The sequence below is a fragment of the Sedimenticola hydrogenitrophicus genome (genome assembly GCF_025175675.1).
GTDB lineage: Bacteria > Pseudomonadota > Gammaproteobacteria > Chromatiales > Chromatiaceae > Sedimenticola > Sedimenticola hydrogenitrophicus.
In genome coordinates this window covers 30,914-56,452 of sequence record NZ_JANIOA010000022.1, presented here as the reverse complement: position 1 = coordinate 56,452, position 25,539 = coordinate 30,914, and the positions used below count along the sequence as shown (strand labels likewise).

24 protein-coding genes are annotated in these 25,539 nt (G+C 63.3%); 8 read left to right on the top strand and 16 right to left on the bottom strand.

The features are described 5' to 3' along the window. Nucleotides 1–43: 43 nt before the first annotated feature. The 10 genes from hisD to NPX02_RS12965 all read right to left on the bottom strand — a co-directional run bounded on the left by hisD (nucleotide 44) and on the right by NPX02_RS12965 (nucleotide 9,624). Complete coding sequence (gene hisD / locus NPX02_RS13010; protein WP_260294102.1) at nucleotides 44–1,342, bottom strand: histidinol dehydrogenase; 1,299 nt, start codon at nucleotides 1,340–1,342, stop codon at nucleotides 44–46. Nucleotides 1,343–1,393: 51 nt separating this feature from the next. Continuing rightward, entirely contained in the window at nucleotides 1,394–2,038 is a 645-nt protein-coding gene (gene hisG, locus NPX02_RS13005) for an ATP phosphoribosyltransferase (protein ID WP_260294100.1), read from the bottom strand. A gap of 190 nt (nucleotides 2,039–2,228) precedes the next feature. After that, nucleotides 2,229–3,488: a UDP-N-acetylglucosamine 1-carboxyvinyltransferase gene (gene murA, locus NPX02_RS13000; RefSeq protein WP_260294098.1), complete on the bottom strand. Its 1,260-nt coding sequence runs from the start codon at nucleotides 3,486–3,488 to the stop codon at nucleotides 2,229–2,231. A gap of 419 nt (nucleotides 3,489–3,907) precedes the next feature. Beyond that, entirely contained in the window at nucleotides 3,908–4,216 is a 309-nt protein-coding gene (locus NPX02_RS12995; protein WP_260294095.1) for an STAS domain-containing protein, read from the bottom strand. Then, nucleotides 4,216–4,824 (bottom strand): MlaC/ttg2D family ABC transporter substrate-binding protein, encoded by a 609-nt coding sequence (locus tag NPX02_RS12990; protein WP_260294093.1) that lies wholly within the window; start codon nucleotides 4,822–4,824, stop codon nucleotides 4,216–4,218. Before NPX02_RS12990 ends, NPX02_RS12995 begins: the two co-directional genes overlap by 1 nt. Beyond that, nucleotides 4,817–5,293: an outer membrane lipid asymmetry maintenance protein MlaD gene (gene mlaD / locus NPX02_RS12985; RefSeq protein WP_260294091.1), complete on the bottom strand. Its 477-nt coding sequence runs from the start codon at nucleotides 5,291–5,293 to the stop codon at nucleotides 4,817–4,819. The genes NPX02_RS12990 and mlaD overlap by 8 nt, the downstream gene beginning before the upstream one ends. 3 nt (nucleotides 5,294–5,296) lie before the next feature. Continuing rightward, on the bottom strand, nucleotides 5,297–6,076 hold the full coding sequence (gene mlaE, locus NPX02_RS12980; protein WP_260294087.1) for a lipid asymmetry maintenance ABC transporter permease subunit MlaE: 780 nt from the start codon (nucleotides 6,074–6,076) through the stop codon (nucleotides 5,297–5,299). Then, nucleotides 6,070–6,891: an ABC transporter ATP-binding protein gene (locus tag NPX02_RS12975; RefSeq protein WP_260294085.1), complete on the bottom strand. Its 822-nt coding sequence runs from the start codon at nucleotides 6,889–6,891 to the stop codon at nucleotides 6,070–6,072. Before NPX02_RS12975 ends, mlaE begins: the two co-directional genes overlap by 7 nt. Before the next feature lie 553 nt (nucleotides 6,892–7,444). Further along, the gene (locus tag NPX02_RS12970; protein WP_260294083.1) at nucleotides 7,445–8,074 is read right to left on the bottom strand and encodes a DUF72 domain-containing protein; all 630 of its coding nucleotides are present in this window, start codon (nucleotides 8,072–8,074) and stop codon (nucleotides 7,445–7,447) included. An 11-nt stretch (nucleotides 8,075–8,085) separates the two neighbouring features. After that, nucleotides 8,086–9,624: an AmpG family muropeptide MFS transporter gene (locus NPX02_RS12965; RefSeq protein ID WP_260294082.1), complete on the bottom strand. Its 1,539-nt coding sequence runs from the start codon at nucleotides 9,622–9,624 to the stop codon at nucleotides 8,086–8,088. A gap of 141 nt (nucleotides 9,625–9,765) precedes the next feature. Between NPX02_RS12965 and pyrE the strand changes: the two genes are divergently transcribed. Together pyrE and NPX02_RS12955 are read left to right on the top strand one after the other, a co-directional pair. Beyond that, nucleotides 9,766–10,407, top strand: a complete 642-nt coding sequence (pyrE, locus tag NPX02_RS12960; RefSeq protein WP_260294081.1) for an orotate phosphoribosyltransferase — start codon at nucleotides 9,766–9,768, stop codon at nucleotides 10,405–10,407. Nucleotides 10,408–10,495: 88 nt separating this feature from the next. Continuing rightward, nucleotides 10,496–11,497 carry a DUF4124 domain-containing protein gene (locus NPX02_RS12955; protein ID WP_260294078.1) on the top strand — a complete coding sequence of 334 codons (1,002 nt, stop codon included), beginning with the start codon at nucleotides 10,496–10,498 and terminating at the stop codon, nucleotides 11,495–11,497. Nucleotides 11,498–11,782: 285 nt separating this feature from the next. On the opposite strand, the gene slmA is transcribed toward NPX02_RS12955, so the two are convergent. The 5 genes from slmA to coaBC all read right to left on the bottom strand — a co-directional run bounded on the left by slmA (nucleotide 11,783) and on the right by coaBC (nucleotide 17,938). Then, nucleotides 11,783–12,373 carry a nucleoid occlusion factor SlmA gene (gene slmA / locus NPX02_RS12950; RefSeq protein WP_260294077.1) on the bottom strand — a complete coding sequence of 197 codons (591 nt, stop codon included), beginning with the start codon at nucleotides 12,371–12,373 and terminating at the stop codon, nucleotides 11,783–11,785. Between the two features lie 10 nt (nucleotides 12,374–12,383). Then, nucleotides 12,384–13,280 (bottom strand): acetylglutamate kinase, encoded by an 897-nt coding sequence (argB, locus tag NPX02_RS12945; protein ID WP_260294076.1) that lies wholly within the window; start codon nucleotides 13,278–13,280, stop codon nucleotides 12,384–12,386. A 124-nt stretch (nucleotides 13,281–13,404) separates the two neighbouring features. After that, entirely contained in the window at nucleotides 13,405–15,921 is a 2,517-nt protein-coding gene (locus tag NPX02_RS21385; protein WP_305792868.1) for a phosphomannomutase/phosphoglucomutase, read from the bottom strand. A gap of 291 nt (nucleotides 15,922–16,212) precedes the next feature. Continuing rightward, nucleotides 16,213–16,671: a dUTP diphosphatase gene (gene dut, locus NPX02_RS12935; RefSeq protein ID WP_260294075.1), complete on the bottom strand. Its 459-nt coding sequence runs from the start codon at nucleotides 16,669–16,671 to the stop codon at nucleotides 16,213–16,215. A 52-nt stretch (nucleotides 16,672–16,723) separates the two neighbouring features. Continuing rightward, complete coding sequence (gene coaBC / locus NPX02_RS12930) at nucleotides 16,724–17,938, bottom strand: bifunctional phosphopantothenoylcysteine decarboxylase/phosphopantothenate--cysteine ligase CoaBC (protein WP_260294074.1); 1,215 nt, start codon at nucleotides 17,936–17,938, stop codon at nucleotides 16,724–16,726. 373 nt (nucleotides 17,939–18,311) lie between these two features. Between coaBC and radC the strand changes: the two genes are divergently transcribed. The 3 genes from radC to rpmG all read left to right on the top strand — a co-directional run bounded on the left by radC (nucleotide 18,312) and on the right by rpmG (nucleotide 19,603). Continuing rightward, complete coding sequence (gene radC / locus NPX02_RS12925; RefSeq protein WP_260294073.1) at nucleotides 18,312–18,986, top strand: RadC family protein; 675 nt, start codon at nucleotides 18,312–18,314, stop codon at nucleotides 18,984–18,986. Nucleotides 18,987–19,199: 213 nt separating this feature from the next. Then, nucleotides 19,200–19,436, top strand: coding sequence for a 50S ribosomal protein L28 (gene rpmB / locus NPX02_RS12920; RefSeq protein ID WP_260294133.1), 237 nt, complete (start codon nucleotides 19,200–19,202; stop codon nucleotides 19,434–19,436). Nucleotides 19,437–19,447: 11 nt separating this feature from the next. Further along, nucleotides 19,448–19,603 (top strand): 50S ribosomal protein L33, encoded by a 156-nt coding sequence (gene rpmG, locus NPX02_RS12915; RefSeq protein WP_029133651.1) that lies wholly within the window; start codon nucleotides 19,448–19,450, stop codon nucleotides 19,601–19,603. Nucleotides 19,604–19,870: 267 nt separating this feature from the next. Here the strand turns inward: rpmG and NPX02_RS12910 are convergent, their stop codons facing one another. Beyond that, nucleotides 19,871–20,401, bottom strand: a complete 531-nt coding sequence (locus NPX02_RS12910) for a zinc ribbon-containing protein (RefSeq protein ID WP_260294067.1) — start codon at nucleotides 20,399–20,401, stop codon at nucleotides 19,871–19,873. A 411-nt stretch (nucleotides 20,402–20,812) separates the two neighbouring features. Here NPX02_RS12910 and leuS point away from each other — a divergent pair, with 411 nt between their 5' ends. Genes leuS through holA form a run of 3 tightly spaced genes read left to right on the top strand, consistent with a single transcriptional unit; the run spans nucleotide 20,813 to nucleotide 25,028 of the window. Beyond that, entirely contained in the window at nucleotides 20,813–23,413 is a 2,601-nt protein-coding gene (leuS, locus tag NPX02_RS12905) for a leucine--tRNA ligase (RefSeq protein ID WP_260294062.1), read from the top strand. A 42-nt stretch (nucleotides 23,414–23,455) separates the two neighbouring features. Further along, complete coding sequence (locus tag NPX02_RS12900) at nucleotides 23,456–23,956, top strand: LPS-assembly lipoprotein LptE (RefSeq protein ID WP_260294059.1); 501 nt, start codon at nucleotides 23,456–23,458, stop codon at nucleotides 23,954–23,956. Between the two features lie 19 nt (nucleotides 23,957–23,975). After that, on the top strand, nucleotides 23,976–25,028 hold the full coding sequence (holA, locus tag NPX02_RS12895) for a DNA polymerase III subunit delta (protein ID WP_260294056.1): 1,053 nt from the start codon (nucleotides 23,976–23,978) through the stop codon (nucleotides 25,026–25,028). The last annotated feature ends 511 nt before the right edge of the window (nucleotides 25,029–25,539 follow it).

Genomic DNA, 25,539 nt, shown 5'->3' with positions numbered 1-25,539 from the left:
TCCCACGCAGAGCATGGAAACGCCACGGGGGGTTGCCCCTACGCTATTTGAGTCGGTACTCGGCGGAGCGGGCGTGGGCCGTCAGCCCCTCGCCCCGGGCCAGTACCGAGGCGGTCCGGCCCAGGGTATCGGCCCCGGCATCCGAAACCATGATCAGGCTGGAGCGCTTCTGGAAGTCGTAGACCCCCAGGGGTGAGGAGAAGCGCGCGGTGCGCGAGGTGGGCAGGACATGGTTCGGCCCGGCGCAGTAGTCACCCAGCGGCTCGGAGGTGTAGCGCCCCATGAAGATCGCGCCGGCGTGCTGGATCTGCTCCACCAGGGTCAGCGGGTCCTCCACCGACAGCTCCAGGTGCTCCGGGGCGATGTGATTCGCCACCCGGCACGCCTCATCCATGTCGCGGCAGACGATCAGCGCGCCGCGCTCCTTGAGGGCAGTGGCGATGATCGGCTCGCGCTCCATGGTGGGCAACAGCCGGTCGATGCTCTGCTTTACCCGGGCGACGAAATCGGCATCCGGCGAGATCAGGATCGACTGGGCATCCTCGTCATGTTCCGCCTGGGAGAACAGGTCCATCGCCACCCAGTCGGGATCGGTGAGGCCGTCACACACCACCAGGATCTCCGACGGGCCGGCCACCATGTCGATACCGACCTGGCCGAACACCGCCCGCTTGGCGGTGGCCACGTAGATATTGCCCGGCCCCACCACCTTGTCCACCGGCGGCACCAACCCGGTGCCGTAGGCCAGGGCCGCCACCGCCTGGGCGCCGCCCACGGCGAACACCCGGTCGACACCACAGAGGTGGGCGGCCGCCAGCACCAGTTCATTGAGTTCGCCGCCCGGCGTCGGCACCACCATGATCAGCTCGCGCACGCCGGCGACCTTGGCCGGCAGGGCGTTCATCAGCACCGACGAGGGATAGGCCGCCTTGCCGCCGGGCACATAGAGCCCGACCCGCTCCAGCGGCGTCACCTTCTGGCCCAGCAGGGTGCCGTCGGCCTCCCGGTAGCTCCAGGACTCGCCCTTCTGCTTTTCATGGTAGACCCGGACCCGCTCAACGGCATGCCGCAGCGCCGCCTGCTGGGCCTCGGGGATGGTGTTCCAGGCCTGTTCCAAGCGTGCCAGCGGAATCTCCAGGTCCGCCGCGGTTGCAGCCTTCCAGCCGTCAAAGCGGTTGGTGTACTCCAGCAGTGCCTGATCCCCGCGTTCGCGGATGTCGTCGATGATCCCGTTGACGGTGCTGTTGACCGCACCGTTCGAGACCGACTCCCAGGCCAACAACTGGTCCAGCTGCTGTTGAAAGTCGCTGTCGGTGGTGGAGAGTTGGCGTATTTCAGACATGATCTTTTCCAATGGCAGAATATAACGGGGGTGTTATCGGGCGTGGTCGGCTTACGCCGCCTTGGCGGTCGCCTCCCGCAGGGCATCGAGCAGTTGCATGACGGTGGCGTGCTTCATCTTCCAGGAGGCCTTGTTGACCACCAGGCGGGAGCTGATGTCGGCGATGTGCTGCAGCGGCACCAGGCCGTTGGCCTTCAGGGTGTTGCCGCTCTCCACCAGATCCACGATCAGGTCCGAGAGACCGACCAGGGGTGCCAGTTCCATGGAGCCGTACAGCTTGATGATCTCCACCTGCTGGCCGCGGGCGGCGAAGTAGCGTCGCGCCGACTCCACGTACTTGGTGGCGATGCGCAGGCGGTTGCCCTCCAGGCTGGCATCGGGCGCCCCCGCCACCATCAGGCGGCAGCGGGCAATCTCCAGGTCCAGCGGCTCGTACAGCCCCTCGCCGCCATGTTCCAGCAGCACGTCCTTGCCGGCGACTCCCAGGTCGGCGGCCCCCCACTGTACGTAGGTGGGCACATCGGTGGCGCGGATGATCACCAGCTTCACCTGGGGGTGATTGGTGCCCAGGATCAGCTTGCGGCTGGTCTCCGGGTCGTCGCTCGGCACGATCCCGGCATGGGCCAGCAGCGGCAGCGTCTGTTCGAAAATCCGCCCCTTGGAGAGGGCAATGGTAATCGGCGTGTCAAAATTCATCTGTCAGGACTCGGTCGGAAATAACTTTAACATTTTCAGTGTTCCATCGCCCGCCTGGCAAGACGCTTGAGCGCAGGAATATGTCGATCTTTCTAGCTCAAGCAACGCCGCCAGGCGGGATGAGGGGGCGCTGAAAAGTGGAAGTTATTTTTGATCGCGTGCTTAATTCCGCTGTGTCGCCCGACAAGGCCTACTTAGGCACGCGGCGGATCTGGGCACCCAGTCCCGCCAGCTTCTCCTCGATATTCTCGTAACCCCGATCGATGTGGTAGATGCGATCGACGATGGTCTCGCCATCCGCCACCAGACCGGCCAGCACCAGGCTGGCGGAGGCCCGCAGGTCAGTGGCCATCACCGGTGCCCCGGTGAGCCGGCTGACACCGACAATGATGGCGGTGTTCCCTTCCACCCTGATTTTGGCACCCATGCGTTGCATCTCCTGCACATGCATGAAGCGGTTTTCAAATACCGTTTCGGTAATGGTGCCGACCCCTTCGGCCACCGCGTTCAGCGCCGTGAACTGGGCCTGCATGTCGGTGGGGAAGGCCGGATAGGGGGCGGTGTGGATATCCACGGCGCGGGGCCGCTTGCCATGCATATCCAGGGAGATCCAGTCGGCACCCAGTTCGATCTCGGCACCCGCCTCGCGCAGCTTGTGGGTGATCGCCTCCACCAGCGCCGGCTGGGTATCGCGAACACGAATCCGGCCCCCGGTGATGGCCGCCGCTACCAGGTAAGTGCCGGTCTCGATGCGGTCCGGCAACACGTCGTAGTGGGTGCCGACCAGCCGGTCGACCCCTTCGATGATGATGGTATCGGTACCGGCGCCGCTGATCCTGGCGCCCATTTTGTTGAGACAGAGGGCCAGATCCACCACCTCGGGCTCACGGGCGGCGTTCTCGATCACCGTCTCCCCCTCCGCCAGGGTCGCCGCCATCATCAGGTTCTCGGTACCGGTGACGGTCACCACGTCCATGACCAGGCGGGCACCCTTCAGCTTCTTGGCCGAGGCGCGGATATAGCCGTTCTCCACCTCGATCTTGGCGCCCATGGCGCGCAACCCCTCGATGTGCAGGTTGACCGGCCGGGAACCGATGGCGCAGCCACCGGGCAGGGAGACGTCGGCCCGTCCGAAGCGGGCCAACAGCGGGCCGAGCACCAGGATCGAGGCGCGCATGGTTTTCACCAGCTCGTAAGGAGCATGAAAGTCGCGGATACTGCTGGTATCGGTCTCGATACAGAGCCGCTCATCCACCACCAGCTTCACCCCCATGTGGCCCAGCAGCTCCATGGTGGTGGTGATGTCGTGCAGGTGGGGCACATTGCCGATGTTTACCGGCCCGTCGGCCAGCAGGGTTGCGGCAAGGATCGGCAGGGCGGCATTCTTGGCCCCGGCAATACGTACATCGCCGGATAACGGCGCGCCGCCGGTGATAATCAGTTTATCCATCTAAGAACCATTTTTTCGGGCACCAGAGGCACCGCCTAGGAAGAAGAGAAGCCCAAAGGAACCGGTTATTCTATGAGAAAAAGCGGCAAACCGGAAGGACTGGCGCGAACCCGTAACAGCCGTTTAGTTATCTCAGCCCGGTTGGTTAGGAACCACGGATGAACACGGATTCACACAGATAGGGGATCAGAATTCTGAATCCGTGTTTATCTGTGTGAATCCGTGGTTCCCCAGGGGGGTCCCGCTCAGCCATTACGAATTCGTCCGTAATGCCCCTCCCTTCTGGCAGCCACCAAACCACCGGATGGGGTTATGGTAAATCTATCCGTGTCAAATTTAGAATTGCTCCCCGCCGGGGACAGGGCGACGTCATCTAAGGACGGAGCGAGTATCTGCCTGCTTGCTTGCCGCAACGCCTTTCAACCCTCCAGCGGCAACAGGTTCTCCACGTTGCTCAGCCGGGCGATGCCCAGCAGCGCCTCGGAAAGCGAACGGATCCGCAACGTCACACCATGGTGCCGGGCGCGCTCCATCACCTCCAGCAGCAGCGCCAGGGCGGAACTGTCCACATCCTCCACCCGGGAGAGGTCGATCACCAGGCGCTCCGCCTTGGTATTGCCGAGCAGACGCTCGATCTGCGCCAGCAGTGCCGTGACATGGGCGAACACCAGATCACCCGACAACTGCATGACCCCCTGGTCATCGATAACAGCCTGGGGCGCGGCCATCAGCTGCCCGGCTGATTGCGCTTTTCGAGCCGCTCGATCAGTCCCGACAGCTTGTAACGCTTGATCTGCGAGGAGAAGGTTGAGCGGTAGTTTGACACCAGACTGACCCCGTCGATGGAGAGATCGAACACCTTCCACTCCTCGCCATTGAGATAGAGCCGGTAATTGATCGGGATGGACGGCGCGCCGGTGGCCTGCACCTTGGTATTTACCGTCACCTCCTTGCCGTCCTCCGCCTTGTGCGAGGGCAGGTAGACGATCTCCTGGCCGGAGTAGTTCAACAACGCCGTGGCGTAGGTGCGCACCAGCAGCTCCCGGAACGCCCTCACGAAGGCCTCTTTCTCACCCTCGCTGGCGCGCGGCCAATGCTTGCCCAGCACCAGCTGCGACATACGTTCGAAGTCGAACCGGGGCAGCACGATATGCTCCACCAGGGCGTAGATCTTGCCCGGTGACGCCTGCAGCTCCTGCTTGCGCTCCTTCAGCTCGGTGAGCATCTCCCCGGACGTCTGGCGCACGATCTCCTCCGCATTCGCGGACGCCACCACCGGAGCCACCAGCAACAGCGCCAGCGCCAGCCCGATGCCGCTAATCATTCGCTTATTCAACGGATCCACCCTCCTCTGCCTTGCTAAACAGGAATTGGCCGATAATCTCCTCCAGCACCAGGGCCGACTGGGTCAGGGTGATCTCGGAGCCCGCCTGCAGATATTTTTCGCTACCACCCGGATCCAGGCCGATGTACTGCTCGCCCAGCAGCCCGGCGGTGAAGATCTTGGCAAAACTGTCGTCGGGGATGACATTGTACTGGCCCTCGATGCGCATCTTGACCAGTGCCTCATAGGTGGCGCGGTCAAAACCGATCTCGCTGACCCGGCCGATGCGCACCCCGGCCATGGTGACCGGCGAACGCACCTTCAGGCTGCCGATGTTGTCAAACCGGGCCGTCACTTCGTAGCCTTCCCCGTTGTTGGACGCGCTCAGGTTGCTCACCTGCATGGCCAGGAAGAAAAAAGCGACCAGACCTGCCGCCATGAAGGCACCGACAAGAATCTCAATCGTCCTGTTTTGTATCATCAATCAATCCCCGAACATCAGTGCCGTTAATATGAAGTCCAGTCCCAGGACCGCCAGAGACGAGTGGACCACGGTGCGGGTGGTCGCCCGGCTCACCCCCTCGGAGGTGGGCACCGCGTCAAAGCCCTGAAACAGGGCGATCCAGGTACAGACCAGACCGAAAACCACGCTCTTGATTGCGCCGTTGAATACGTCCTCGTGCAGATCGATCTTGGCCTGCATCTGCGCCCAGAAGGCGCCGTCATCCACCCCCAGCAGGCCGACGCCGACAAAGTAGCCGCCCAGCACGCCCAGGGCGCTGAACAGCGCCGCCAGCAGCGGCATGGAGATGAAGCCGGCAAGGAAACGCGGCGTCAACACGCGCCGGATCGGATCCACCGCCATCATCTCCAGTCCCGAGAGCTGCTCGGTCGCCTTCATTAGGCCGATCTCGGCGGTCAGTGCCGATCCGGCGCGACCGGCAAACAGCAGTGCCGCCACCACCGGCCCCAGCTCCCGCACCAGCGAGGCCGCCACCATCACCCCGAGGGTCTGCTCGGCGCCGAACTGGGAAAGAATATAGTAGCCCTGCAATCCCAGCACCATGCCGACAAACAGCCCGGAGACGCTGATAATCAATATAGACAACACGCCGACGGAATAGATCTGTTTTATCAGCAGACCCGGGCGCGGCAACAGGTCCGGCAGTCCGCGCAGGATCCCCAGCAGCAGCAGATGACCGCGCCCCAGCCGCTCCAGCATGCCGATGCCGACCCGCCCCAATTGAGCCAGTGCATTCAGCATGCGCCCCCCAGCAGATCGTCGGCCAGCTCAGCGGCCGGATAGTGGAAGGGCACCGGGCCATCGGCCAGCCCCTGCATGAACTGCCGGGTCCAGGCCAGCTCGGAATTGATCATCGCCTCGGGCCCGCCCGATTCGATCACCTTGCCGTTGGAGATGACATAGATGAGGTCGGCAATGGCCGCCGTCTCCTGCACGTCATGGGAGACGATGATGCTGCTCAACCGGCTGGCGTCGTTGAGGGCACGGATCAGCTCCACCAGCACCCCCATGGAGATCGGATCCTGCCCGGTGAAGGGTTCGTCGTACATGATCATCATCGGGTCCAGCACCATGGCGCGGGCCAGGGCGACCCGTCGGGCCATGCCGCCGGAAAGCTCGCTCGGCATCAACTCGCGCGCCCCACGCAGGCCGACCGCCTCCAGCTTCAGCAACACCAGTTTGCGGATCATCGAGGGCGATAGATTGGTGTGCTCGCGCAACGGGTAGGCGACATTCTCGAACACATCGATATCGGTGAGCAGCGCGCCGCTCTGGAACAACATTCCCATGCGCATGCGCAGGCGATAGAGATCCCGGTTGCCCAGGCGATGGATATCCTGCCCATCCACCAGAATGGTCCCGGCCGAGGGCCGCAGCTGGCCGCCGATCAACTTCAGCAGGGTGGTCTTGCCGGTACCGCTCGGCCCCATGATGGCGGTGATCTTGCCGCGCGGGATATCGATATCCACGCCATCGAAGATGACCCGGCTGCCACGGGAGAAGCGCAACCCCCGAATACTGACCAGGGGCACCTGACTGTCTACCGATTCCACCATATCCGATCCACGCTCCAACCGTTCGCCCCGTGATTTTTCTGCCCCAGCCGCGGACACCTGGCCCACAGGTAGACAAAGGGCGCATTCTCACCTTTTGGAATCAGCAGCGTCAAGCCCGATCCACAATCCTTAGCAATTCTAAATATGCCTTTCAATAAACCTTTAGTTATCCAGACCCGGTTAATAAGGAACCACGGATGGACACAGATTCACACAGATAGGAGATCAGAATCCTGAATCCGTGTTTATCTGTGTGAATCCGTGGTTCTCCAGGGTCCCACCCAGCCATTATGCCCGGCGTCAATTAATGGGTCCGTAATGCCCCACCCCTCTAGCACCCACCAAGCCACTGGAGGGGGTTGTAGTAAGTTTATTCGCGTTAATTTGCGTTCATTCCATCCTTAGGTCCGTAAACGGTGCATTGCATCCTCGGCTCCGTAAACGGTACATCCCTGTACCACTCCTCTTGCACCACTCCTCGCGGCTAAAAATGAATCCTTTCCGAGAGATGCCGAGGCTAAACCTCGCCAAATTTAGAATTACTGCACAATCGTTAACGTCGCATCCCCGCCAGCAGTTGCCAGAGCAGCCCTGCCTCCTGCATCGTCTGGATACGCGGCGGCGTTCCGGAAAAAAACAGCAACAGGCGCTGTGTCTCCGTGCGCCCGGCGGAGAGCGACTCCAGCACCGCACGCAACCACTTGAGATCCGCCGCCGCCTCGCTGGGGATAAGGGCGCACAGGGTCGCTTCGTCAGCCGCCACCCGTACCGTCGACGGCAGCTCCGGCAGCCACGACGCCGACGCCATAAAACGTCCATCCCCCAGCCAGCCACGCAGCCGCGCACAGTCGGCCGGCGACCCCGCCGACCAGGAGACGCCACCGGCCAGGCGATCGCCCAGGACCGACCGGCAACACTGCAGCTGTTGCGGGGACTGCCCGTCCTCCAGCGCCATGCCGGTGACATCCAGGACGAAGCGGAAGCCTCCCGCCACATCCTCACGCCAGCGGCGAAACTGCTCGCCATCACCCGTCCGCCAAACTTCAAACGGTACCAGCAGCAGCGGGAACTCATTGGCGTAGTAGCTTAGCCGCCACTCGGGAGGCAGGTCATCGGGATAGAACGACCCGCTCCAGGCGGCGTGCTCCCAGCCCTCCGCTCCGATTAGCAATTCAGGATGCATGACCGATCTCCTCATTCAGCGTCGGCAAAACGGCTGGCCAGATAGATCAACAGCAACACCGGCAGACCCAGCACCGCGGTGAGCAGGAAGAAGCGTTCGTAACCGAAAGCATCCACCAGGGTACCCGAGTAGCCACCGAGCAGTTTCGGCGCCAGGGTCATCAGGGAGCTGAACATTGCGTACTGGAAGGCGGTGAAGGCGACATGGGTCAAACCGGACAGGTAGGCCACGAAAGCGGCGCCCGCCAGCCCGGCGCTCAGGTTGTCGGCGGTGATGACCAGCATCAGCAGCGACACATCCGCGCCTCCGCTGGCCAGCAGCAGAAACAGCAGGTTGGTGGCGGCGGAGAGCAGTGCGCCGAGAAACAGGATGCGCATCACGCCGTAGCGCAGGGTCAGCATACCGCCCAGGAAGCCGCCCAGGATGGTCATCACCAGGCCGAAGGTCTTGGTGATATCGGCGATCTGGTCCTTGTCGAAACCCATGTCCAGGTAGAACACGTTGGAGATGATCCCGAGGACTATATCAGACACCCGGTAGAGGCCGACCAGCAGCAGTACCAGCAGCGCGGCCCGGCGGTAGCGGCGGAAAAAGTCGGCTACCGGCTCCAGGTAGGTCTCGCGCAGCACCTCGCCACGCACCAGCCCCAGCGCCACGCCGAGACGGGCGGCCAGCCAGGCCAGCAGCAGGGCCAGCAGCAGGCGCCCGCCTTCGAGGACAAAGCCGGCCAGCAGGGCGTCCCCCGGCAGGGTGGCCAGCCAGTCGGCCTTGATCGCGCTGACCAGATCCCCGCCGAGGAAGAAGCTGGCGGCAAAGACCGCCACCGCCAGCAGAAACAGCAGCAGAAAGCGGACATAGTCGGAGGCGCCATGAAACACACCGGGGCGTGCCGGATCGACCTTCGGTTCCGCCACCAGCAGGGTGGTGAGTACCCCGACAGACATGACCGCCGCCATGCAGATATAAGTCCATTGCCAGGCGCTGTAGTGATAACCCCCCTCGGCACCGAACCAGACCGCCAGCTTGAGCGAGCCGGCACCGGCCACCAGCATCCCCACCCGGTAACCGGCGATGTACATGGAGGCCATCAGCGCCTGCAGCTCCTGTTCCGCCGATTCGATGCGATAGGCGTCGATTACGATATCCTGGGTGGCCCCGGAGAAGCCGAGCAGCACCGCGGCGAACGCCATCAGATGCAGATTTTCTGCCGGATCGGTAAACGCCATCCAGAGAATGGCGCCGATGACCGAGAGTTGGGCCAACAGCAGCCAGCCACGCCGCCGCCCCAGCCAGGCGGTCAGCAACGGCAGCGGCAGCCGATCCACCAGCGGCGCCCAGATGAATTTGAAGGAGTAGCCGAGTGCGGCCCAGCTGAAATAGGTGACGGTGGAGCGGTCGACCGCCGCCTCGCGCAGCCACAGCGACAGGGTGGAGAAGATCAGCAGCAACGGCAGGCCGGCGGAAAAGCCGAAAAACAGCATGGCCAGCACCTTCGGATTCCGGTACGCCCGCAGCGTTGCCGCCCAGTCCCTGCCCTCCCCTGTCGCCATAGCTTGGAACACTCCGCCCTGAAATGCGCGATTGTACCCGATAACGCCGCCCTTTCCGCACTCACCCTGACAGAGCACCGACCCCCTTGCATCGTGGCCGCCGGGAACGGACAATCTGGCATCCCGTATCTGGAGTCAGACATGCAAAGCTATCAAAAAGATTTCCTCGATTTCGCCCTCGACGTGGGGGTGTTGCGCTTCGGCCGGTTTACCCTCAAGTCCGGCCGCGTCAGCCCCTACTTCTTCAACGCCGGCCTGTTCAACAGCGGCTCCAGCCTGGCCCGGCTGGGCAAGTTCTACGCCCAGGCGATCGTCGACTCCGGCATCCCCTTCGACGTGCTCTACGGCCCGGCCTACAAGGGCATCCCCCTGGCGGCCGTGACCGCCGCCGCACTCTATGACCAGCACGGCATCGACATCCCCTATGCCTTCAACCGGAAGGAGGCCAAGGATCACGGCGAGGGCGGCAGCATCGTCGGCCACCCCCTGGAGGGGCGTATCCTGATTATCGATGACGTGATCACCGCCGGCACCGCCATCCGCGAGTCGATGGAGGTCATCAGCGCCCAGGGCGCCACCCCGGCCGGGGTGGTGATCGCTCTCGACCGCCAGGAGCGGGGCACCGGGGAACGCTCGGCCATCCAGGAGGTCGAAGCCGACTACCGGATGCCGGTGGCCGCCATTGTCCGGCTGGAACACCTGGTGCAGTACCTGGCGGAGAAAGCGGATGCCGGTGAGTCTCTGCAGCAGATCCGCGCTTATCGCGAGCAGTACGGGGTGTGACGGGGGTGGCTTTACATCACCCGCTTTCTGCCCGATAGTGAGCAATACCGAAAACACCGCAGACCGAGTACCTGACCCCCCGAGCCCTATGAGCAGAGCAAACAGACTATCCTTCGGAATACTCGCCGCGTGTCTCTTCCTCGCCACCCAGGCCACGGCAGGCAAGATCTATCGCTGGGTGGACGAAGAGGGCAACGTCCATCTCTCCGACCGGGTACCCACGGAGCACGCGCGTAGCGCCCGCTCCGAGCTGAGCGAAAGCGGACGCGAAGTGGAGCGCATCCGGGCCGCAAGGACTGCGGAGGAGATCGCCCGGGAACAGGAGCTGGAAAAATTGCGCGCGGAGCAGCAGCGACTGATCGAGCTGCAGAAGGCCAAGGACCAGGTGCTGCTGCGGACCTTCCGCACGGAGGATGACCTGCTCATGGCGCGCAACGGCAAACTGACGGCCATCGACTCCAATATCCAGGTGATCCGCGGCAACATCCGGCGGATGAAAGGCAACTTGGCGGATATGCAACAGAGCGCGGCCTCGATGGAACGGCAGGGGCAACGGCTCTCGGAGAATCTGCTCAAGGATATCGAAAACACCCGCACTCAACTGCGCGACAGTTACACCGCGATCATCCAGAAGGAGCAGGAGAAAGAGGCCATACGCAACAGGGCGGCCAAGGATCTGGCCCGTTTCCGCAGCCTGAAGAATCTGCAAGAAGAGAATACCGACCCGCAACTCGACCAGGAACGAACCGTCTCGCTGCTGGATACGGTGGTGGTGTGCCGGGATGAACGGGCCTGCGACCAGGCCTGGATCAAGGTGGAAGAGTACGTGCGCCAGCATGCCACCACCCGCCTGCAGATGCTCAGCGACAGCATCATCATGTCCGCCGCGCCGCTGAAGGACGAGGATATCAGCCTCACCGCGTCGCGTATCCGCCACAAGGACCGACCGGGCGCGGAGCTGTTCATGGACCTGCAATGCAAATCCTCGCCGCGCGGCGACGAGTACTGCAGATCCGAACCGGTGGAGAAGATCCGTACCGGCTTTCGTGATTACCTGGCTGAAGCCAATCGCGCCCAATCCGCGAACTGAAGTGGTTATTTAGGTGGATGCGCTGTCGCTTCCCGACCCTGCAAAACCAGTTCAGCATGTAGGATGGGTGGAGGCGCGGCACCACTGTTGACGGCTGTTCACGGCGGTCGGCGCGCTGTAACCCATCTTCGGATGTGGATGCAGGTGCGCGATGGGTTGCGCACCAGAAAGGGAGCCGGTGGAGAGTTCATGGGGGCGCTCCACCCATCCTACCTCTGGACGCAAAAGGGTAGGGTTAGCTCGGTGGATCAACCGTCGCTTCTCGACCCTTCGAAACTGCCGGATTCAACCTGCCGGCTGAAACAGTGCGCGCTCCAGGATCGCCCATTGGGATTCCCAACCGGCCGCCGGCGAGACCTTGAAGCGGGTGCGTAGGAACTGGTGCATGCGCCCCTCGATCAGCGACAACATCAGCGCCGCACCGTTCTCGGCATCCACGCAGACATCCCCGTCACGCATCCGCGACTCGCGCAGCACCTGGCGCAACTGCATCTCCAGGCGGGCAAAGAACTGCTCCACCCGCTGGTGCAGGCGCTCGGTCTCGCCGATCAGGGCATCGCCCAGCAGCACCCGGGTGATGCCCGGATTGCGCTCGGAAAAGACCAACAGCAGATAGAGCAGCCGGGCACAGCGGGCGCGCGTCTCCTTTTCGCCCTCGAGGATCTGGTTGATACGCACGAACACCGACTCCTCGGCGAAGCCGATCAGCCCCTCGAACATCTTCGCCTTGCTGGCGAAATGCCGGTACAGGGCCGCCTCGGAGACACCGACCGAGCGCGCCAGCACCGCCGTGGTGATGCGCTCTCCCGGATTGCGCTCCAGTTCGCTCGCCAGGGATTCCAGGATCTGCTGCTTGCGGGATGGTTTCTGATTCATCCGACCCGACTCAGCGTCGTTTGATCAGGGTGCCGATGCCCTGATCGGTGAACAGCTCGAGCAGCACCGCGTGCTTCACCCGGCCGTCCACGATCACCGAGGAGTTGACCCCGGCATTGACCGCATCCAGGGCGCAGCGAATCTTCGGCAACATGCCGCCGTAGATGGTGCCATCCGCGATCAGGTCGTCCACCCGGCCGGCGGTCAGGCCGGTCAGCAGATTGCCCTGCTTGTCCAGCAGCCCCTGGGTATTGGTGAGCAGGATCAACTTTTCCGCCTGCAGCACTTCCGCCATTTTGCCGGCCACCAGGTCGGCGTTGATATTGTAGGAGTGGCCATCGTCCCCCACGCCGATGGGCGCGATCACCGGGATGAAATTCCCGCTCACCAGCATGTCCACCACCGCCTTGTTGATGCTGGCCACCTCGCCCACATGCCCGACATCGATAATCTCCGGGGCCTGCAGTTCCGGCGAGGTCCGCTTGAGCACCAGCTTGCGCGCATGAATCAGCCCGCCATCCTTGCCGGTGAGGCCGACCGCCGAACCGCCATGCTGATTCAGCAGGCTGACGATCTCCTTGTTGACCTGACCGCCCAGCACCATCTCCACCACGTCCATGGTCTCGCTGTCGGTGACCCGCATGCCCTGGACGAACTCGCTCTCCTTACCGAGCCGGCCCAGCAGCTTGCCGATCTGCGGACCGCCGCCGTGCACCACCACCGGGTTGATGCCCACCAGTTTCATCAACACCACATCGCGCGCGAAGCCGTCCTTGAGATCGGGCTCGGTCATGGCGTTGCCGCCATATTTGATCACCACGGTCTTGCCGCGGAAGCGCTGGATATAGGGTAGCGCCTCGGTCAGTACATGGGCCACGTTGTGGGCCGATTCGGGGGTTAAACTCATGCTGCATTCCGTCTCACAATCAAATCACAAACAGGTCGATCAACAGCGCCGACCATCAACAACCGGCGCATCAACCCAACGACCCGCGAACGATGCGGTTCGCAAGCTCACCGGCCTCCTGCCGCTAAAAAGGGAGTTTCAATCCGGGTTCGACGCGCAACAGCCACTGCTGGAACTGCTGCTGAATCCGCATCAGCGCTGCCTCGTTGTCCGCCTCGAAACGAAACACCAGCGACGGGGTGGTATTGGAGGGCCGAACCAATCCCCAGCCATCCTCGAACTCGACCCGCAAGCCATCGATCTGCACCACCTTGGCATCCGCGAAATCGGCCTGGCCGGACAGTTTCTCCATCAGCGCGAAATTCTCCCCTTCCCGCGCAAATGCCAGGTTCAGCTCCGGAGTCGAGACGCTCTCGGGCAGGCTGTCGAACACCTCGATCGCCGATAGCGGCTCGATGGAGAGCAGTTCCAGCAATCTGGCGCAGGAGTATAACCCATCGTCAAATCCGTACCAGCGATCCTGGATAAAGATATGCCCGCTCATCTCCCCCGCCAGCAGGGCGCCGGTCTCGCGCATCTTCGCCTTGATCAGCGAATGTCCCGTCTTCCACATGATGGGGCGGCCGCCACAGGAGAGGATCTCATCCGCCAGATGGCGGCTCGACTTCACATCGTAAATCACGTCAGCCCCGGGCTGGCGGCTCAGCACATCCCGCGCCAGCAGCATCAGCAGGCGATCCGGCCAGATGATTTTACCATTGCCGTCAACCACCCCCAGGCGGTCGCCGTCACCATCGAAGGCCACGCCCAGATCGGCCTTGTGCTCGCGCACGGCGCGGATCAGATCGACCAGGTTTTCCGGCTTGCCGGGATCCGGATGGTGATTGGGGAAGTCGCCATCCACATTACAATAGAGCGCCGCCACATCACAGCCGAGCGCCTGAAACAGGGCCGGCGCCACCACGCCGGCAACCCCGTTGCCGCAATCCACAACCAGCCTGAGCGGACGACTCAACTGCACATCGCCCAGTATCCGCTCAATATAATCGGGCAGCAGGTCCTGGGTGTGCAGTGAACCTTGCCCCTGCAGATAATCCTGTTGCTGGATGCGCCGCTTCAGCCCGGTGATCGCCTCACCGGACAACGCCGCGCCATTGATAACGATCTTCAGACCGTTATAGTCCGCGGGGTTGTGACTGCCGGTGATCATCACCCCGGACTTGCTGCCGAGAAAATGGGTGGCGAAATAGAGCACGGGTGTCGGTACCATGCCGATATCCAGCACATCCCGTCCACTGGCTACCAGTCCGTCACACAGTGCGCGGTTGAATGCAGACCCGGAGTGCCGTCCGTCGCGGGCCACGATGACCGTCTGCTCCCCCTGTTCATGGGCCTCGCTGCCGATCGCACGGCCCAGCTCATAGACGATTTGCTCGGTCAGGGTATCGCCCACCACGCCGCGGATATCGTAGGCACGGAAAATCTCCTCCGGTAGCGAATCCAGCCCCCCGGCATAGGCGGAAGCCGGCTCATCCGGCGTCGCGTCCAACACCTCCAGCTCGGGCATGCGGAGTTCGTCCGACGCCTCGGCCGACCCCACTCCGGTCGCCGCCGGTTTTCTTACCGCCTGGTGCCAAACCTGCCTGATCAGGCCGAACACATGCCCGAACTCCTCCAGCCGGGGCGGACTGACCCGCCCCGGCGAGCCGCTCTTAAGGGCCTCGACCAGGGCAAACATCGATTCCAGGTCATGGCGCAGCGCCTGCTTGAAGTGGCGCGACTGGAGCCAGAGTACGATGGCGATCAGCACCGCGGCGATCAGCAGTATGCCCAACTGGAACAGTTGCGTATCACTCCCGAAAGCTAGGGCCGGGGTAGCATAGCCAATCCGCCAGATAGTTCCCGGGATCTCTTCCGTTCCCGCCATCTGCTCCGCCGGCGGACCCACGGCGGTGATCACCACCGGGGTATCCTTGACCACCTGCTGCAGCTCAACCCGGCCAATCACATCGGACAGACCCGCGAGGGTCCGGGTCAACGCCGCGGAGGGGTAAGCCACGTGCAGCACACCAAGAACCTCCGCCCCATCCGCCGAAAAGACCGGAACCGCCATCGCCACGTGCTGTTGCCCCGTACCAAACAGATGCACCTCGGCCGGCGAGGGCTTGCCGTTGCGTTCCACACTGCGCAGTACATCCAGCGAGGCGTAACTGAAGGGCGGGTTGGCGTCCGGCTCCAGCGTGTCCCAGCCTTTCGGCAACAGGCGCACCCGCAGGGCAGCCGGCAGCAGCGGCAACAGCCGGCGCTCCTGCCGACGCAGCCCGGGCAGATCCTCGCTCAGCAACGGTGCCCTGAGATCGGCATCGCTGGCCAGCGCAAGCAGCAGGGCGCGCCGCCCCTCCACTCGTTCCGCGACCCGTCCGGCAATCTCCACGCCGATCCGTTGCAGCTGGATCAGGCCGAGCCTCTGCTCCTGTTGCCCCTGTAGAAAAACGCTGGCTGCGGCCGCCGCGCAAATAATTGCCAGCGACAGCAACAGCGCGACATAGAAATAGCGACTGGCACTGCCGACACCCGCCACCACGGCGGCCTTGCCGTTCACGTCATCCCCTTGCGGATTATCTTTTTTTCGTTTTAGCATACCCACATCCCTGAACTCTCCCACTGCAGCCTGCCCTACCGGCGCGGCCACCCGTCCCTAGGGCCCGCGCAAGAATAAGCTCCTGTATTCCATCGCCCCCGGGCTCCGCTGGCGGCGCTGTGGACTCCATCCCCGGAGTCCACCCTTCGGGCCGGCCTGCGGCCGTCCAAATCCGCTCCCGGCGGATTGGTTCGCTTGTTGCCAAGGGAACAGCCATTGCCTGCAACGCGTGCCTTGCCGGCGGGACCCAGGAACGCCCTCGGTGCTACGGAACAATTCTTGCGTGAGCCCTCAATGCCTCCCGGAATGGCCAAATCCGCCGCTGCCCCGATCCGACTCCCGGAACTCCTCGACAATCTCGAAGGCGGCCCTGACCACCGGAATGATTACCAGCTGGGCGATGCGCTCGCCCACCTCGATCAAAAAACTTTCATTGCCACGGTTCCAGCAGGAGACAAACAGCTGCCCCTGATAGTCGGAGTCGATCAGCCCCACCAGATTGCCCAGCACAATGCCGTGTTTATGGCCCAGACCCGAACGCGGCAGGATCACCGCCGCCAGCCGGGGATCCTCGACATGGATGGCCATGCCCGTGGGGATCAGATGGGTCTCGCCCGGCGCGATCCGCAGTGGCTGCTCCAGCATGGCGCGCAGATCCATACCGGCCGACCCCTCGGTGGCATAGGCCGGCAGTGGAAAGGCGTCACCCAGGCGATGATCGAGGATTTTAAGCTGAATGTCTGTTTTCATAGTCTCTGTTACTGGTTGGCTTTGTCAGATAGCCGCAAATATAGCGCCCCGGTCACGACGCCGGATGGCGGGCGGCCAGGTAGTGTTCGGTCACCACGGAGACCAGCTGTTCCGCCAGCCGCCGCTTGTCCATCATGGGCAACGCTTCGCGACCGCCCTCCCACAGCAGGGTGAGGGCATTTTCGTCCCGCTCGAACCCCCCCTCCCGGGCACCCACCAGATTGGCCGCGATCATGTCGATGCGCTTGGCGATGCGTTTCTTCTCGGCATACTCCTCGGCGGCCTGGGTCTCGGCGGCAAAGCCGACCGTGAAGGGTGCGTCGGTCCGTGCCGCCACGCCGGCCAGAATATCGGGATTGCGCACCAGCCGGAGCTCCATCCGGTCATTGTTCTTCTTGATCTTCTGTGCGGCCACCGCATCGGGACGGTAATCCGCCACGGCGGCGCAGCCAACGAAGATGTCGCAACCGGCCACCCGGGACATCACCGCCTGCTCCATTTCACCGGCGGTCTCCACGTCGATGCGCTCCACCCCGGGCGGCGTGTCGAGCGATACGGGACCGGCAACCAGCTCTACCGCGGCGCCGGCGCCGGCGAAGGCGGTCGCCAGGGCGAAGCCCATCTTACCCGAGCTGCGATTGCCGATAAATCGGACCGGATCCAGCGGCTCGCGGGTCGGGCCGGCGGTCAACAGCACCCGCACCCCCGACAGGGGACCCGGAGCGTAACGGCCCTGCAGCTGTTCCAGCAGCGCCTCCGGTTCCAGCATTCGCCCGGGGCCGATTTCACCGCACGCCTGATCACCCGAGGCCGGCCCCCACAACTCGACGCCCCGCTGCGCCAGCAGCGCGACATTGTGCCGGGTGGCGGGGTTGGCCCACATCTGCTGATTCATCGCCGGCGCCAGGATGATCGGCGCGGTGGTGGCCAGGCAGAGCGTGGCGAGCAGGTTATCGGCAAAGCCGTTGGCCAATCTGGCCATGAAACCGGCGCTGGCCGGTGCCACCAGCACCAGATCGGCCCAGCGCGCCAGCTCGATATGCCCCATGGCCGCCTCGTGTGCCGGGTCGAACAGGTCCTGACGGACCGGACGGCCGGAGACCGCCTGCAAGGTCATGGGGGTGACGAACTGGCTGGCGGCCCCGGTCAGCACCACCTGCACCTCGGCGGCGGATTTGCGCAACAGGCGCACCAGCTCAACCGACTTGTAGGCCGCTATGCCACCGGTAATCCCCAGTAACAGTCGTTTTCCTGCCAGTTCATTCATAAGGGGTCATCTGTCTCAACCAGGTCGATGCGCCAAGATTAACTGAATGGACGGCCATCTGGAACCCGCATCGTATTGCTGATCAGGACGATGTCATCTAACTTTGAGCGGGTCGAGGCTCTGCTTGCTTGCCGGGACGCCGTAAACCCTTTCATGCTACGCGTCCTGCTTCGCATGAAAGCCCGGCCCACCCATCCCTGGGTAGGCGTTCACTGCTGCGCAGCTCACCCCTGGGGGCTTGCCGCGGCCATCCATGGCCGCGGACACCCGTCAATCAAGCAGCCAAACTCTCCCACACGCATTTGCGTGTTTAGATGACGTGCCCGCGTATTGCTGATATGATTTTATTGCCTGACACGACAAGGAGGTGTGCGTGGCGATAACCGACTGGCCGGCGGATGAACGACCCCGGGAGAAACTGTTGCAACGGGGGCCGGACGCCCTCTCCGACGCCGAGCTACTGGCGATCTTCCTGCGCACCGGGGTGCGCGGCAAGAGCGCGGTGGATCTGGCGCGTGAACTGCTCGACCGGCATAAGGGGCTGGGCAATCTGCTCGCCGCCGACCGTGCCGGCTTCTGCAGCAGTCAGGGCCTGGGCAGTGCCAAATACGCCCAATTGCAGGCAGTACTGGAGATGGGTCGGCGCCACCTGCGGGAACAGCTCCACCGTTCGGACGTGCTGACCAGCCCGCAACAGACCCGCGATTATCTGCGCGCCCGCCTCGCCGGCTATCCCTACGAGGTGTTTGCCTGCCTGTTTTTGGACAACCGCCACCGGGTAATTGAATACGAGGAGCTGTTCCGGGGCACCATCGACGGCGCCAGCGTGCATCCCCGCGAAGTGGTCCGCCGCTCCCTGAGCCACAATGCGGCAGCCCTGATCCTGGCGCATAACCACCCTTCCGGGGTAGCGGAGCCGAGTCAGGCCGACCGGGCGATCACCCGCCGGCTGAAGGCGGCACTGGAGCTGGTGGATATCCGGCTGCTGGATCACTTCATCATCGGCAGCGGTGAAATCACCTCCCTGGCCGAGCAGGGTGAAATCTGACGAGCGCATTGCAACGCATTGATTTTTATGCTGATATCAGTGTCGCAGGAAAGATTGCCCCGGACGGCAGGCAAAAACGCCTGTAAAGAAAAACTTGTCAGCAAAAAATCTTTTTGCTATAAATCCGCCTCTTCACCCCATCGGGGGTGTAACAGATTTCACAGCACCCTGAAATTCGGGGTCGCAAAAACCAGGTTTTTCGAGGATTTAACCATGTCCAGAGTGTGTCAGGTTACGGGCAAGCGTCCTGTGACAGGGAACAATGTTTCCCACGCCCACAACAAGACTCGTCGTCGTTTCTTGCCCAATCTGCACCAGCACCGCTTCTGGGTGGAGAGCGAGAACCGCTGGGTTCGCCTGCGCGTCTCCGCAAGCGGCATGCGCATTATTGACAAGAAGGGTATCGACGCAGTTCTGACTGACCTGCGCGCCCGCGGCGAGAAGGTCTAAGGAGAACAGTCATGCGTGATAAAATCAGACTCGTATCCAGTGCCGGTACCGGCCATTTCTACACCACCACCAAGAACAAACGCAACATGCCGGGCAAGATGGAGATCAAGAAGTTCGATCCGAAAATCCGCAAGCATGTGATGTACAAGGAAGCCAAGATCAAATAATCGGCCTCCCGCGCGCATCAAAAACCCCGCCCCTTGCCGGCGGGTTTTTTTATCCTCGGATGGAGCCGTGCCACGGCGACCATGCTCTCACCCGGGTGTGGTGTTCTCACCCGGGGTCGGAGTCAAACCGCTGGTAGCGGGGTAACTTTGGCAAAGAGCCTGGGGCGGTTTGACTCCGACCCCTCAATGTAGAAAGCGCCTGGAGTGGTTTGACTCCGATATTGTGGAGCGGCTTCATACAGGCTAGAGCCACCAGCCTGTAGGCCCTCAGCTACTCTCCGTTCCGCGCCGGTAGGTGGTGCCGCGACACTGGGAACAGGGCGGGATATGCCCCGCCTTGTGAAAATGGAGCTCCTTGCCGCACTGGTCACACACCAGGGTGCCCGGGCCGGTGATCTCGCCGGTCCGATAAACGGCCGCTTCACGGGCCTGACTGGCAAAGCGCTCCAGCTCCAGTCGGGTGCGATCGGCAACCGAGGCAAACATCTCCATGACGCGTCCCTCGATCAGCTTCACATCGAAACGGAACCACTGCCGGAACTCGTCCCCGGTCTCCACCAGGTAATGGGCGGCATCCTTCATGTCACGCTCCACATAGGCGGCGATCTTCTCCGCCTCCTCCCGGGTCAGCTCATTCAGCTCCACCGCCTTCTCGCGGGCCGCGTCGAGGCTCTTCTTCAGCGTCGGCAGGGTATTCTTCTCCGCCTTGCCGATCATGTCATCCACGTACTCCAGCATGCGCTCGTAGGCGTCCACCATGCGCTCAACCGGATCTTTCTGGTCTTTATTATTGGTCATAACCGATCCCTAACCTCTGTTTGCCAAACTGGATCAAATACCCTCGCTTAGGGTTCGCGCAAGAATAATTCCGTAGTACCGAGGGCGTCACTGGACCACGCCGGCAAGGCACTCTTTGCAGGCAATGGCTGTTCCCTTGGCAAAAAGCGTAACGCCGCTGGCGGGGTCCAGTGGCGACCGAATACCGGAACTTATTCTTGCGCGAGCCCTTCCTTACTTTGTACACCAAGTTCGCCAGAACACAAGATGCCCGGGCGGTTTTGCCCCCGCTATCGCTCATATTCCGGGTCAAGCCAGGAGAAAGCGCCACTTCCTGCCACCCGAGTCGACAATATGCCTTCATGTCTACCCTGCCGTAGGGTATCCTTGCTCGTTTAATCCATGGCATCAACCGGCAACCCCACCCTGACAATGAAAGAGACTTACACCCCGGCATCCATCGAGGCGGAAGCCCAGCAATACTGGACCGAGAACCGCAGCTTCCAGGTCACCGAAGACCCCGCGAAGGAGAAGTACTACTGCCTCTCCATGTTCCCCTATCCCAGCGGCAAGCTGCACATGGGGCACGTGCGCAACTACACCATCGGGGATGTGATCACCCGCTACCAGCGCATGCTGGGGAAGAACGTGCTGCAGCCGATGGGCTGGGACGCCTTCGGGCTGCCCGCCGAGGGCGCCGCGATCAAGAACAGGATGGCCCCGGCCAAGTGGACCTACGCCAATATCGACTACATGAAGAACCAGCTGCAGCAGCTGGGCTTCGGTTACGACTGGGACAGGGAACTGGCCACCTGCAAACCGGAATACTACAAGTGGGAACAGTGGCTGTTCACCGAGTTGTACAAGAAGGGGCTGGTCTACCGCAAGAATTCGGTGGTCAACTGGGACCCGGTGGACCAGACGGTGCTGGCCAACGAGCAGGTGATCGACGGTCGCGGCTGGCGTTCCGGCGCCCTGGTGGAACGGCGCGAGATCCCGCAGTGGTTTGTCAAGATCACCGCTTACGCGGACGAGCTGCTGGAGGAGCTGGAGCGCATGGAGGATTGGCCGGAACAGGTGCGCACCATGCAGCGCAACTGGATCGGCAAGAGCTACGGCGTGCGCTTCGCCTTCCCCTATACCCTGGAGGGCCAGGACGAACTGCTGTGGGTCTACACCACCCGTGTCGACACCATCATGGGCATCACCTTCTGCGCCGTGGCGGCGGAGCACCCGCTGGCCCGGCATGCCGCACGCAACAACCCCGAACTGGCCGCCTTCATCGAGGAGTGCCGCCAGGGCGGCGTGGCGGAGGCCGATCTCGCCACCATGGAGAAGAAGGGCGTGCCGACCGGTATCTCGGTGACCCATCCCCTCACCGGCGAACCGATCCCGGTGTGGGTCGGCAACTACGTGCTGTGGGGCTATGGCGAGGGCGCGGTGATGGCGGTACCGGCCCATGACGAGCGCGACTTCCACTTTGCCCAGACCTATGGCCTGGAGATCCGTCAGGTGATCCAGGTTGAGGGCGAGACCTTCTCCAGCGACGCCTGGCAGGAGTGGTACGCCGACAAGGCGCGGGGCGTCTGCGTCAACTCGGGCAAGTATGATGGGCTGGCCTACAGTGACGCGGTGGACGCCATCGCCGCCGACCTCAACGCCAGGGAGCTGGGCGAGAAACAGGTGCAGTACCGGCTGCGCGACTGGGGCGTGTCGCGCCAGCGCTACTGGGGCGCGCCGATTCCGATGGTGCACTGCCCGCAATGCGGCATCGTGCCGGTACCCCGGGAGCAGCTGCCGGTGGTATTGCCGGAGGATATCGAGTTCGACGCCACCGGCGGCTCGCCGATCAAGAAGATGCCGGAGTGGTATCAGACCACCTGCCCCGACTGTGGCGGCGCGGCCGAGCGCGAGACCGACACCTTCGATACCTTCATGGAGTCCTCCTGGTACTACGCCCGCTACACCTGTCCGGATGCCGACGACCGCATGCTGGATGAGCGCGCACGCTACTGGCTGCCGGTGGATCACTACATCGGTGGTATCGAGCATGCCATCCTGCACCTGCTCTATGCCCGCTTCTACAACAAGCTGATGCGCGATGTCGGCCTGATCGACAACAGCGAGCCCTTCACCAAGCTGCTGACCCAGGGCATGGTGGTGGCCGAGACCTACTACCGGGACGACAGCGACGGCGGCAAGAGCTGGTTCAATCCCGCGGAAGTGGTCACCGAGCAGAATGACAAGGGTCGGGTGATCAACGCCAAACTGGCGGCCGACAACCAACCAGTCATAATCGGCGGCATCGAGAAGATGTCGAAATCGAAGAACAACGGCGTCGATCCGCAGTCCCTGGTCGACCGCTTCGGCGCCGACACAGTGCGTCTCTACACCATGTTCACCTCACCGCCGGACCAGTCCCTGGAGTGGTCCGACGAGGGTGTCGAGGGGGCCAACCGCTTCCTGCGCCGCCTCTGGACGCTGGCCTACAATCAGCAGGCGCGGCTGGCCGCGGCCGGCGACGACCTGGACCGGCTGGGCGACGACCAGAAGACGGCGCGACGCGAGATCCACGCGGCCCTGAAACAGGCCTGCTTCGACTATGACCGGCAACAGTTCAACACCGTGGTCTCGGCCGCCATGAAGATCACTAACACGCTGTACAAGCTGGGCGACAGCCCGGCCGACAGCGCCCTGTTGCGCGAAGGCATCAGCATCGTGCTGCGTCTGCTCGGCCCGATCGCCCCCCACGTCACCCATCACCTGTGGCGCGAACTGGGCTTTGGCGAGGAGATTCTCGATTCGCCCTGGCCGCGCGCCGACGAGGCGGCCCTGGTGCAGGAGAGCATCCAGTACGTGGTGCAGGTGAACGGCAAGGTACGGGCCAAGATCGAGGTGCCCACCGACGCCGACCGGGGCAGCATCGAACAGCAGGCCCTGGCAGACCCCAACGCCTGCAAATTCATCGGCGATGCGCGGATCCGCAAAGTCATCGTGGTGCCCAACAAACTGGTCAACATTGTCGCCAATTAAGCGTGAGGAAGCGGCCGACGTCCGCGGAACCGGGAGAACTACATGATCGGCAAGAAGATTTTCAGCCTGGCGCTGGTGCTACTGACGGCTTCCCTGTTGCAGGGTTGCGGATTCCAGCTGCGGGGCAGCGTCACGCTGCCGAGCACCATCGGTCCGGTCTATATCCAGGGACTGGGCGAGTATGACGAACTGCGCCGGGAACTGGCCCAGATATTTACCTTCAGCGATATCCCGGTGGCAGCGAAGCCGCAAGGCACCGGCAGCACCCTGCTAATTGACAGCCGCGCCAGCGACCGGCGCGTCCTGTCGGTGGACGGCGACGGCAACGTGGCGGAGTACGAGTTGCATGAAGGGGCGCGGTTTGCCCTGATCGCCGCGGACGGCAGCGCCCTGGTCGAGAGCCAGACGGTGAGCGCCATCACCACCTACCTGAACAGCGAAACCCAGGTGCTCGGCAAGCAGCAGGAAGAGGGCACCCTGCGCAAGGATCTGCAGCGCGACCTGGCCTCGCAGATCATGCGCCGGCTGCAGGCCCAGCTGTAAGCGACCAAGCCGGCCCGATATGCGCGTCCGCCCCCACGAACTGGCAACCCACGTCCAACGACAGGGGATTGCCCCCATCTACCTGATCAGCGGGGATGAACCGCTGCAGATGAATGAGGCCGCCGATGCCATTCGCACCCTCGCCCGCGCCCAAGGGTACAGCGGCCGGGATGTACTGGAGGCCGGCGCCCGGTTTGACTGGAACGAGCTGACCGCCGAGGCCAACAGCCTGTCGCTGTTTGCGGAAAAGCGGATCATCGACCTGCGCATCCCCTCCGGCAAGCCGGGCCGCGACGGTGGCAAGGCGCTCAGCGAATACGCCGAACGCCCCCCCGAGGACACCCTGCTGTTGATCACCCTGCCCAAGCTGGACAAGGGTCAGATCAGCAGCAAGTGGCTCAAGGCACTGGAAGCCCGGGGCGTGTTCGTGCAGATCTGGCCGATAGAGGGGAACCGTCTGCAGCCCTGGATTGAACAGCGCCTGCGCCAGGCGAGCCTCACCCCCGGCCCACAGGTGGTAGCCATGCTGGCCGAACGTATCGAGGGCAACCTGCTGGCGGCCGCCCAGGAGATCGACAAGCTGAAACTGCTGCACGGCAGTGGGGTGATCACCCTCGAGCACCTGCAGGAGTCAGTGGCGGACAGCGCCCGCTACGATGTCTACGGTCTGGTGGACGCCGCACTGGAGGGCCAGGTGGGCCGCACCCTGCGCATGCTCAACGGCCTGAAGGCCGAAGGGACCGCCGCCCCGGTGGTGCTGTGGGCGCTGGCACGGGAGATTCGCACCCTCTGCTCCCTGGCCCGGCTGGTGGCCCAGGGCCGTTCGGCGCAACAGGCGGTGGCCGGCGCCCGGGAGGTGTGGGACAAGCGCAAACCGCTGGTCAGCCAGGGGCTGCAGCGTCTCAACCTCCACCAGTGGCGGCAACTGTTGCAGCTCTGCTGTCTCACCGACCGCGCCATCAAGGGCCAGGAGCGGCAGGACCCCTGGCTGCTACTGCAACGCATCTGCAGCGGCATGGCCGGCGCCCCGCTGCCGGATCGGCCCGCGGCCCACCCCGAAAACCGGTCATAGCGCACTCCACGGGCGCCGTCGGCGGGCACGGCCCTATGGGTGGAGCGCGACCGCCCCTATCCGAACCACTGATCCACACGGATGGACACAGATGGGTTTCCCCCCAGCCGCGCACCTATATGCCCCCGCACGGCCAACCGCCTGTTGGGCAGCTCCCCCTATCCAAAATCCGTGCGTATCCGTGTCCATCCGTGGTTCTTCCTCAGCAATGGAGTGCCCCATGGGCGCCATCGGCGGGCACGGCCCGCCCTATGGGTGGTGCCGAGGCAATGCGGCCACAGCGTGACCGCCCCTATCCAAACCACGGATCCACACGAATGGACACAGATGGGTTAACCCCGCCGGGCACCTATACGCCCCCCGAATGGCGAACAGTCTGTTGGGCCGCTCCTATCCAAACTCCGTGTGTATCCGTGTCCATCCGTGGTTATTCCCCGGCGGATTGCGGGGTGCCGGTAAGGTACGAACCACGCCCGATGCGGTCCCCGAAAATGCGCAGCCGGCCAATCCC